Source organism: Dolichospermum lemmermannii CS-548, from assembly GCF_028330815.1.
In the GTDB taxonomy this organism is placed as follows: Bacteria; Cyanobacteriota; Cyanobacteriia; order Cyanobacteriales; family Nostocaceae; genus Dolichospermum; species Dolichospermum lemmermannii.
Genome location: NZ_JAQMTJ010000119.1, coordinates 1 through 10,759, shown reverse-complemented (window position 1 = coordinate 10,759; position 10,759 = coordinate 1). Strand labels below are relative to the sequence as shown.

Annotated in this window: 7 protein-coding genes and 1 pseudogene; 5 read left to right on the top strand and 3 right to left on the bottom strand. The window is 37.3% G+C overall.

What is annotated here, in order from left to right; genetic code table 11:
- The 4 genes and pseudogenes from PN450_RS08260 to PN450_RS08245 form a co-directional block, all read left to right on the top strand.
- Positions 1–283, top strand: a pseudogene (locus PN450_RS08260) (photosystem II D2 protein (photosystem q(a) protein)); the annotation flags it as partial.
- Positions 267–1,649 carry a photosystem II reaction center protein CP43 gene (gene psbC / locus PN450_RS08255; protein WP_271835974.1) on the top strand — a complete coding sequence of 461 codons (1,383 nt, stop codon included), beginning with the start codon at positions 267–269 and terminating at the stop codon, positions 1,647–1,649. The pseudogene PN450_RS08260 and the gene psbC, both read left to right, overlap by 17 nt.
- 218 nt (positions 1,650–1,867) lie before the next feature.
- Positions 1,868–2,866: a hypothetical protein gene (locus PN450_RS08250; RefSeq protein ID WP_271835973.1), complete on the top strand. Its 999-nt coding sequence runs from the start codon at positions 1,868–1,870 to the stop codon at positions 2,864–2,866.
- 136 nt (positions 2,867–3,002) lie between these two features.
- Positions 3,003–3,629 carry a Uma2 family endonuclease gene (locus PN450_RS08245; RefSeq protein ID WP_148760371.1) on the top strand — a complete coding sequence of 209 codons (627 nt, stop codon included), beginning with the start codon at positions 3,003–3,005 and terminating at the stop codon, positions 3,627–3,629.
- 12 nt (positions 3,630–3,641) lie between these two features.
- Here the strand turns inward: PN450_RS08245 and PN450_RS08240 are convergent, their stop codons facing one another.
- From PN450_RS08240 to PN450_RS08230, 3 genes are read right to left on the bottom strand one after another with little or no spacing between them, the layout of a single operon-like run.
- The gene (locus PN450_RS08240; protein WP_271835972.1) at positions 3,642–4,475 is read right to left on the bottom strand and encodes an SWIM zinc finger family protein; all 834 of its coding nucleotides are present in this window, start codon (positions 4,473–4,475) and stop codon (positions 3,642–3,644) included.
- A gap of 3 nt (positions 4,476–4,478) precedes the next feature.
- Positions 4,479–5,393, bottom strand: a complete 915-nt coding sequence (locus PN450_RS08235) for a DUF4351 domain-containing protein (protein WP_271835971.1) — start codon at positions 5,391–5,393, stop codon at positions 4,479–4,481.
- Between the two features lie 7 nt (positions 5,394–5,400).
- A complete protein-coding gene (locus PN450_RS08230; protein ID WP_271835970.1) occupies positions 5,401–8,592 on the bottom strand; it encodes a DEAD/DEAH box helicase in 3,192 nt (1,063 codons plus the stop codon).
- Positions 8,593–8,785: 193 nt separating this feature from the next.
- Between PN450_RS08230 and PN450_RS08225 the strand changes: the two genes are divergently transcribed.
- Positions 8,786–10,528 carry a serine/threonine protein kinase gene (locus PN450_RS08225; RefSeq protein WP_271835969.1) on the top strand — a complete coding sequence of 581 codons (1,743 nt, stop codon included), beginning with the start codon at positions 8,786–8,788 and terminating at the stop codon, positions 10,526–10,528.
- The last annotated feature ends 231 nt before the right edge of the window (positions 10,529–10,759 follow it).

Here is a 10,759-nt window from a genome sequence, read left to right as displayed (position 1 = left end):
TGCTTTCTCCAACAAACGTTGGTTACACTTCTTCATGTTGTTTGTCCCTGTGACAGGCTTGTGGATGAGTTCCATTGGTATCGTTGGTTTAGCATTAAACCTCCGGGCTTATGACTTCGTTTCCCAAGAATTACGGGCAGCCGAAGACCCAGAGTTTGAAACTTTCTATACCAAAAACATTTTACTAAACGAGGGTATCCGCGCTTGGATGGCTCCTCAAGATCAACCCCACGAACAGTTCGTATTCCCAGAGGAGGTACTCCCACGTGGTAACGCTCTCTAATAGAGTTATTAGTGGTGGACGCGACCAAGAATCCAGCGGCTTCGCTTGGTGGTCTGGCAACGCCCGTTTAATCAATTTATCTGGTAAACTACTTGGCGCTCACGTAGCCCATGCTGGTTTAATCGTCTTCTGGGCTGGAGCAATGACTTTGTTTGAAGTCTCTCACTTCGTCCCAGAGAAGCCTATGTATGAACAAGGCTTGATTCTGCTTCCTCACCTCGCCACACTGGGTTGGGGCGTTGGTCCAGGTGGTGAAGTTTTTGATACATTTCCCTACTTTGTTGTCGGTGTACTTCACCTGATTTCCTCCGCAGTTCTAGGCTTTGGCGGTATTTATCATGCTGTTCGTGGTCCGGAAACCTTAGAAGAATATTCTGCTTTCTTTGGTTATGACTGGAAAGACAAGAACAAAATGACCAACATCATCGGCTTCCACCTGATCATCTTAGGATGTGGTGCGTTGTTATTGGTGCTGAAGGCTATGTTCTTCGGTGGAGTTTATGATACATGGGCTCCAGGTGGTGGTGATGTGCGTGTGATTACTAATCCCACACTCAACCCCGCAATCATCTTCGGATATCTAATTAAAGCTCCCTTCGGTGGCGAAGGCTGGATTATTAGTGTTGATAACATGGAAGATGTTATCGGTGGTCACATTTGGATTGGTTTAACTTGTATTGCCGGTGGTATTTGGCACATCTTCACCAAGCCTTTTGCTTGGTCACGTCGTGCCTCCATTTGGTCTGGTGAAGCTTATCTATCCTATAGCTTAGGTGCGCTCTCCTTAATGGGGTTCATCGCTTGCGTTATGGTGTGGTTTAACAACACCGTTTACCCCAGCGAATTTTACGGTCCTACTGGTCCTGAAGCTTCTCAAGCTCAAGCTTTAACCTTCTTGATTCGTGACCAACGTTTGGGTGCTAACGTCGGTTCTGCCCAAGGTCCTACCGGTCTAGGTAAATACTTGATGCGCTCTCCATCTGGTGAAATCATCTTCGGTGGTGAAACCATGCGCTTCTGGGATTTTCGTGGTCCTTGGTTAGAGCCTCTTCGTGGACCTAACGGTCTTGATTTGGAAAAAATCAAGAATGATATTCAGCCTTGGCAAGCTCGTCGCGCTGCTGAATACATGACTCACGCGCCTTTGGGTTCTTTGAATTCTGTGGGTGGTGTAGCTACGGAAATTAACTCCTTTAACTATGTGTCTCCTCGCGCTTGGTTGGCGACTTCACACTTCGTTTTAGGATTCTTCTTCCTGATTGGTCACTTGTGGCACGCAGGCCGCGCCCGGGCTGCTGCTGGTGGTTTTGAGAAGGGTATTAACCGTGAAACAGAACCAGTAATGTTTATGCCTGACCTCGACTAGGTTTTTCTGGGCTTAATTTCATTACCGACAATATAATGCTTTTGATAGCTCTTGCCTTACCGCAAGGGCTTTTTTTGTGGTTTTCTGTGTAAGTTCACACATTAAGCTTTATTAAGTAAGAGTAAAAATTTAAAATAAATTTTGCACAGGTACTTACAATAATTAAACATTGCTGCTAATATATAATGTAACAAATCAATCTTACTCAGGGTTAAGCAATGAATAAGCTAAAGTTCGGCACATCTGTATTAACAGTTGCTGCTGGTTTGGTAATGGGGACATCAATAAATCAAGTTGTTATAGCTGAGGAAGTTGTTGTAGAACCAATTACTCAGCCAGTAGTTACAAATGAAGTTATTGCCACATCAATCACTCCTGAAAAAACTGAAACTCATCCTCAACCAGGAACTTTCAGTTATAGTGCTGGTGATTTACTGGCAAAAAGACCACTGGATTTAGATATATTTTGCAAAAGTTATCCTTTAAATTCTCGCTGTACTGAGCGTTCTACTCCATCAAAACCACAGGGGGGAGAGTCAAAACCTACTCAAGAATCTAAACCTAGCGAAGAAATGAGCCAAACTTCTGTAAAAACTAGAGGTTGGGCAATTACACCTGAAATTAGTACATTAGGTGTTGGTGCAACAGTCACTAAGTCCATAACACCTAATGTCAATGCTAAATTAGGCATTAATGGCTTAGGTATAAGTAGAGATATTAGCTTGTCTGATGTTGATTATAAAGCTAACCTCAACCTATTTAATGTGTCTACCCTCGCTGACTACCATCCCTGGAAAAATGGCGGTTTCCGTTTGACTGGAGGCTTAGTATTTCAGGACAATAATATAGAAGGAACTGGGAAACCCAAGAATGGTGTGACCATTAGGATCAATAACAAAGACTATAACAGCAAAACTGTGCTTACATCATTGAACGCTAAAGTTTCCTTTGAAAATAGTGTAGCACCATATATTGGACTGGGTTGGGGTAATGCTGTGAAGCCTGGTAAACATTTGGGATTTTCGGCAAATTTAGGGGCAATGTTTTCTGGCTCCCCAAAGATATCATTAACACCTGGGTTTGGTCCAGATGCAACGCCTGCTTTACGAGCGGAAATTAATAGTAACATCGAAGCAGAAAGGAAAAAACAAGAAAGTGATCTGAATTGGTTGAATATTTATCCTGTTTTTTCTCTTGGTATTTCTTACCAATTCTAGTTGACAATTTGGGGTGTGTCAGATGTTGAAAATATGTTTATTGTTACTGAATTATCAACTTTGACGCACCCTAAAAAAATCCGAATTTTCATTTGCTATAATTAAATTAACTTGTATTTTATGCTGAGATATCCAAATGATTATTACTAAACATCGCGCTGATAGAGTTATGCTTTATAACATCAGTTGGCAACAGTTTGAAAATCTGCTGCAAGATTTGGGAGAAAATCGGGCGGCTAGAGTGGCTTATGATGATGGAAATTTGGAAATTATGACACCTTTACCAGAACACGAGTATTATAAAAAAGTTATCAGCACTGCGGTTGAAGATATTGCCGAAGAGTTGAATTTAGACTATGAAAGTTTGGGTTCTACCACGTGGAAGCAAGAACGCAAAATGGCAGGAATTGAAGCTGATGATTGTTTTTATTTTCAAAATGAAGCATTAGTTAGGGGTCGGTTAGATTTAGATTTGCAAAAAGATCCACCTCCTGATTTGGCTTTAGAAATTGATGTTACTAGTAAATCTTTAAATCGGTTTTCTATTTATGCTCGTTTGGGAATTCCTGAGATTTGGTGTTATGATTCTGGCGAATTGAAGATTTACCTTTTGCAAGCTGGGGAATATCTGGAATCTGAGAAAAGTTTAGTATTTCCTAGTTTAGAAATTCGGGATTTACCACAAATAATTGAACAAAATCGGGCAAATGGTAGACGGGCAATTAGAAAAGCTGTTAGGGAATGGGTAAGGAGTAAAAAGTAAGAGAAGAAAAACTTATTGTCCCACATTCATCGCTGCTAGAAATGCCTTTTGACTCACATCTTGATAAATGGCTTTTAAATATTTCATCACTAAATCACTCGCAGGTAAATTAGTTGTATTTTCCTCATCTTTCGCTAAGGGAATTGTCCCTAATACATCTAATACTATTTCACTAACAGCAGGTGAAATAACTACTAAAGACGATTCTAACGGCTGATTATATTGCCAAAAATCATCTATTTTAACGGGATATTGATGTTCAGAAACTTCTGATTGAATTGCCGATATTTCTTGAATTGTTTCTACATTTTTAGTGCTGCGTAATTGACGTAAATCGCTGATAATTTGCTCTTTTGTGCGTCCACGTAATTGAAATAATACAAATGGATCTTCACTAAAGCGATCGCCTAATTGATAATATACTGCACCTATATGTTTACAAGGAACGGCTTTATCAGGACAAGAACATTTACTGTGAACATCAGTCAGAGTAAAGGGAAACAATGATAAACCATTACTGATAAAAACTTCTTCGATATTTTGTGGCATTTCCCCCGCTAATAACTTAGCCGCAAAAATCGCCTTTTGAGACATTGTTTCCACCACATAACCCCATTCTTCCTCACTAAAAGCATCAAGAGATAAAGAAACTTTATAGGGTTCTGTTTCACTCCCTTGGACTTTAGCTAATACTTTTGCAGCTTTAAATTTAATACTCTGAACATTTCCTTGTCGAGAATAATTTCTTGCCCGTTCTAAGCGCTTTTTAAATCGGTAAGAATCCAGTAAATCGAGCCATCTTTGTGACCACCATTCCCGACTCGCTTGTAAAGTTTCATTACTCATATATCAAAGATTATCTAACCAATTTTGTAAGTCTTTTTCAGTCTCTAAATCAAATATTGCCTCTCCCAAAGCTTCAATGATTTCTATATTTAAAATTCTAATTTTCGTTGCTAATTCCAGATCAATTTGTCCAAATTTCCTATTAATTAAACGGAGAATTAAATTTTTTTCTCTTTCAATTCCTTTTTCAATCCCTTCTTCCATCCAACTGGTGACAATTTGCATAACTTCCTCCTTTTCTTCTTTAATTAATGTGCCTATTTCTATTTGAAATTTCTCTTCTTCTATTTTATTCAATCTCAAATATGTGTCAATGAAACCTGATATTAATTGCATTTTGGCTGGATTTAATTTTAAGGTGACTAATAACCTTAAACATTCTGCTTTGACTTTTGGCCTATCTTCTGGCACTATGCTCATTTTTGACATCAAAGCCGATGCAACTGGATTTGGACGGGCTAAAAAGTCTCGCCAGTTGAGTTGATTCAGTTGCACTACTTGATAATTAAATTTTAGCACTTGAAAATCAGGAAAGTTGATTTGATAGTTATTTACGGCTACGGTTTTGGGTGAGTTGTAGGAAAATATAACTATCGGATAGATTGGTAAGTCCAATTTTTCATCTAATCTGGCAAAATAACGAAACATTCTTTGATTAAATTTCGGTCTTGCACCTGATTCGGCTTCAATATGAATCACAAAATAAGAAGGTTGACCTAAAAATTTAACTTTGGCTATCAGGTCGGTTTCATATTTGTCTCCTGCGGTAACATCAGTAAATATTTCCTTGTCTAAGAATATAATTGATTCTGTGTCTATATATTCAAGAACTTGAGGAAAGAATAATTCTATAAATTCTATGAAAAAAGTTGATATTAGTTCTTTGAATAATCGGTCATGGTCTATGTTTTCTGTCATATCTTCCTTAAACTTCATCTTCTTCGATGACTGCATTCCGATCTAATATTAATAAGTTGCGAAGTTGGTCTGTATCCATTTCCGTTAACCAATCTTCTCCTGCACCTACTACTTGTTCTGCGAGTTGTTTTTTACTTTCTATCATATCATTAATTTTTTCTTCTAAAGTCCCAGTACAGACGAATTTATGAACTTGAACATTGCGACTTTGACCAATTCTAAATACTCTGTCTGTGGCTTGATTTTCCACTGCGGGATTCCACCATCTATCAAAATGAAATACATGATTTGCCCTAGTTAAATTTAAGCCCACACCACCAGCTTTTAACGATAAAATCATAATTGGTGGTCCTTGGGGGTCATGTTGGAATCTATCAATCATTTCTTCTCTTTGTTTTTTGCTGGTACTACCATATAAAAAGAATATTTCCCGTCCTAATTTCTTTTCTAAATAAGGTTTTAGCAATTTACCCCATTCAGCAAATTGTGTGAAAATTAAAGCGCGGTCTTCTTCTACTAAAACTTCATCTAACATTTCCTCTAGTCGTTGTAATTTAGCTGAATGATGTTTTTCTAAAGTTGTTAATTTTAAATATTGAGAAGGATGATTACATATCTGTTTTAGCTTCACTAATAATCCTAAAATCATCCCCCGACGTTGTAACCCTTCCGCAGATTCAATTGCTACTAAAGATTCATCTACTAATTGTTGATATAGTGTAGCTTGTTCGGAAGTTAAGCCACAAAAAACCGTCATTTCTTGCTTATCTGGCAAGTCTTGAATAATGTCTTTATCACTTTTTAATCGTCGCAGAATAAAAGGTTGAACTAAAGAACGTAATTGATTTAAAGAAGCAGTATCACCATATTTTTCAATCGGCATAGCAAACCGTCTTTGGAAAAATTGTTTATTACCTAAATAACCTGGATTGAGGAAATCTAAAATAGACCATAATTCTTGTAATCTATTTTCTACCGGTGTACCAGTTAAAGCAATCCGAAATGTGGTTTCTAATTGCCGGACGGCTTGTGATTGTTTTGCTTCTGAATTCTTGATATTTTGGGCTTCGTCTAAAACAATTATTTGCCATTCAATTGCTTTCAATAACTTAATATCGCGGTGAATCAGTGCATAGCTAGTAATTACTATATCGTGTTTATTAACTGCTGCTGTAAATGCTTTACCTTTAGGGCGTTTATCACCGTGATATTCTAAAACTTTAAGAGTAGGAGCAAATTTTTTGACTTCTTTTTGCCAATTGCCCATAACAGAAGTAGGACAAACTAATAAAGTTGGTTTTTCTAGAACATTTTCTTCTTTAAGATGAAGTAGAAAAGCGATAAATTGGACGGTTTTTCCTAATCCCATATCGTCTGCAAGACAAGCACCTAAACCCCAACGTTCTAAGAATGCTAACCAACCCGCACCTCTTTCTTGATAAGGACGTAATTCTCCTCGAAAACTTTTAGGTGTAGTTAAAGGTTGAATTTCTTGATTATTAGTTAATGCCCCTATTAATTCTTCCAATGCACCAGAAGCTTCAAAACTGACAACAGGTAATTTTTCAATTACTTGAGTATCTCCTTTACTAATGCGTAAAGCATCTTCTAAGGAAAGAGACATTTGTTCTTTACGGGAACTAAAAAAGGTTTGGGCAGTTTTAATATCTTGGGGACGCAATTCTACCCATTCACCATTAATTTCGACTAAAGGACTATTTAATTTTACCAGTTTATCAAACTGAACTTTAGAAATTGTTTGTCCACCAATTGCCAAATGCCATTGAAAATTTAATAAACTTTGTAAACCCAAACGTCCTGATTTTTGTTGAGGAGTTTCGGCACTAATTTTCAACCCTAAACGATTTGCCCACCCTTCCCGATTTGCTAAACTAGGAGGTAAAATTACGCCTAAACCACTATCTTCAAATCTCCAAGTTACAGCTTTGATAAATTCATAAGCTTCCATGGGGGTGAGGTGACAAAATTCGGGAGATGCGGTTTCTAAACTGGGGGTAATTATCGGATACAATCGAGAAGCTAAACCCAAACCTCGCAAAAATGTTTCTTGAGGTTGTTCAATTGTGCGATTTTGATAAACTAATTTTTCTACAGATTGATGCCAAATTGTCGCTGCGTCTATTAAAAATTCTGGGTTATCTGCTGCTTGGAGAAAATATTTTAAAGTCCAATTTGGTTCTTCATTTTCTGGAGGCAGCAATTGAAAACAAGTTCTAAATAAAGCTTTACCTGTAAGTTGATATTGTAATGGTAAAGTCCAAGCTTTTAATGTAGTTTCTAAACGTTCTCCTCCTGCTGCATCAATTATATTATTTTCATTAATTAATCCTTGTAACCATTGCTGTAATGCCGCAGGTAAAGACATCATTATTCTAGGTTCAAGAGGAGATTGAGAACCAACCATTAACCGCAATTGATTATCTGTAATATTATTGAGAAATGATAATATAATTTCTTGAGGTAATAATGGTAAATCAATTGCTATATTTTCGGTAGTTTGTTGATATGTTCGACAAGCTAAGGGCATTTGTGAGGCGAATTTCTCTAACCTAGTGACATCTACAGCACTATCTAAAAGTACCTGCCATTTGGCAATTAAATTACTATCTTGTTTTTCAACAGTTGGTAAAAATTTACAACGAGAAATTAAGTCTAAATGCCATCTATAAATATGTACCCAAAAATGAATATCTGCACCTAATAAAGCTGCTTTACTATCATTTGCACTCAAAGGTAAAGATGAGAGAAATTGAATTGCTAATGCCGGAGTGAGACAAAAACCATCAATTTGCCAAGGATGTAAATATTGTGAAGATGGAGAATCTATATCTACGCTGACAGAATGAACTGGAGAAATTGTGGTTAACCCTGATTTCTTATTTTCTAAAAAATAAGTTGGTAAAGAAATTATTTGTGAATGAATATGTAATTTTGTTTCTGTTGCTGATTTACTTTTAATTCTTTGTTTAGTATTATTAGATGGTTGAATTAAATGAGCAATTGATAAATTAGATGCTTCTAACCATTCATTTAATTCCCCTGATGTCATAGCCAATGGATGTAAAGGAATTTCAGCAAATACTTCAGTATGTACCTGTGAAGAACGCCAAGTTTCTCCCCAAATAAAGAAATAACTATTTTGATGATTTATTATCCAAGTTCCGTGTAAAATTGCCATGTTTAAATAGACTAATTATTTTTTTAATTGTTATGTTGCATCTTGAGCAAGAGCGGAAGATACTGAATCTGTCCCTCCAACTTAAATAGTAACAAACGTTGGACTGAAACAAAACTTTTACAGTCTGATTTTCAACAATCCCTACTTATAGTAAAATCAAAATATACTGTTATACTTATTCCCTCTTAGAAATATGAGCAGCTACCCAGATTTCCAAGCACAAGGCTATGAGGTTACTAGAGAACTAGGACGCAACCGCGAAGGTGGTAGAATTACTTGGTTAGCAACAAATCTTAACACAGGGCAACCAGAAGTAATTAAACAGTTTTGTTTTGCTCAAGCGGGTTCAAGTTGGTCTGGTTCAGAAGCCCACGCACGAGAAATACAGGTACTCAAAGGATTAGATCATCCTGGTATTCCCAGTTACTTGCATTCCTTTGAAACTTCCGATGGTTTTTGTTTAGTTCAAGAGTATATTCATGCTTCCACTTTAGCAGAGCCTCGCAGTTTTTCACCAGCAGAAATTAAACAAATTGCAGTTAAGATTTTAGAAATTCTCGTATATTTACAAAATCGGATTCCGTCGGTAATTCATCGAGATATTAAACCAGAAAACATTTTAGTAGATGAACAAATCAATGTCTATTTAATTGACTTTGGTTTTGCTCGTATTGGTAGTCATGATGTAGCTGGAAGTAGTGTATTTAAAGGAACTCCTGGTTTTATTCCCCCAGAGCAAATGTTTAAGCCAACAAACGCTACAGATTTGTATGCTTTGGGTGCAACTTTGATATGTTTATTAACAGGAATCAAGTCAACAAAAATAGATCAATTACAAGATGCAGATGATCCTTATGTTATTAATTTTCGTCATCTTTTACCCCGGTTGAGTTTGCGGTTTATCGGTTGGTTGGAAAAGATGGTACAACCGAAACAAAAAGACCGATTTACTAATGCAGAATTAGCTTTAGAATCACTCAAACCCCTTGATGTTATTCGTGTACCAGCAGTTGATTTTAGTGAGACGGTTTTAGAGTTGAAAGCGAACAGGTTGGGGGAAAAATTAACTAGGGTTATTATTATTGAAAATTCTATACCAGATACTTTATTAGAAGGTAAATGGGAAGTTGGATCTCATCCTCAAGACCCTCCCCATACACCAGATAATCATGCTTGGATTTCAGTTAAACCTGGTAAGTTTAGCAGGAATCATATTCTTTGTCAGGTTCAGGTGGATACGAGTAAATTAATGGCGGATAAGCAGTATAAACGTCAATTGATTCTTCATAGTAATGCTTATCCAGCGAGTCATACTTTGACGGTGAAAGTGCTGACGGCAGCTTTACCGATTGAGAAGAGAAAATTGCCCTATTGGCGTTTAATTGCGATGTTTTTACTGGTTGTGGTGGCAGCCATGTACATAACTTGGAGTATACCTTATTCGAGGATATCTGATTATTTATTGCCCGTGGTGCCGGGCTGTGTGTGGTTTCTTATCTTGCTATCTGGGGGTATAACTGAGCGTATAGCTGTGGGTTGGGCTGTGGGTTTTGCTGTGGCTAGGGCTGTGGCTGGGGCTATAGGCAGTGGGGCTGTGGGTGTGGCTGTGGGTGGGGCTGTGTATCGGGCTGTGTATCGGGCTGTGGGTGGGGCTGTGGCTATGGCTGTAGGTTGGGCTGTGGGTTGGGCTGTGGGTCGGGCTGAGGACATGGCTAAAGAGGCTAAAAACTTGTTTACTAATATACTAATACTACTCATATTAGGATTGGGAATTAGTGTAGGAACGGGAATAATAATAGGCTTTAACACATTTATTTTGTTAGCACTAAATGGAACAAGTTTACCGGCACTTTTCATGCTGCTTTATCCACCTCTAAAAAGACGTAAATTAATTGCTAAATATCGTCAGTCTGAGGAATCTTTAATTAAGCCGTGAAAATATCAGTCATGTAGGTTGGATTAAGCGACAGCGCAACCCAACAAAAGATATAATAAAAATATCTGAATCAGGATATCCAGGATTTAAGGATTTACAGGATGAAGAGATTAAATATTTATTGTCTGAATCAGGATATCCAGGATTTAAGGATTTACAGGATGAAGAGATTAAATATTTATTGTCTGAATCAGGATATCCAGGATTTAAGGATTTACAGGATGAAGAGAT

Coding starts and splice junctions, on each gene's coding strand:
- PN450_RS08250 (WP_271835973.1), top strand. CDS start 1,868: ATGAATAAGCTAAAGTTCGGCACATCTGTATTAACAGTTGCTGCTGGT.
- PN450_RS08245 (WP_148760371.1), top strand. CDS start 3,003: ATGATTATTACTAAACATCGCGCTGATAGAGTTATGCTTTATAACATC.
- PN450_RS08240 (WP_271835972.1), bottom strand. CDS start 4,475: ATGAGTAATGAAACTTTACAAGCGAGTCGGGAATGGTGGTCACAAAGA.
- PN450_RS08235 (WP_271835971.1), bottom strand. CDS start 5,393: ATGACAGAAAACATAGACCATGACCGATTATTCAAAGAACTAATATCA.
- PN450_RS08230 (WP_271835970.1), bottom strand. CDS start 8,592: ATGGCAATTTTACACGGAACTTGGATAATAAATCATCAAAATAGTTAT.
- PN450_RS08225 (WP_271835969.1), top strand. CDS start 8,786: ATGAGCAGCTACCCAGATTTCCAAGCACAAGGCTATGAGGTTACTAGA.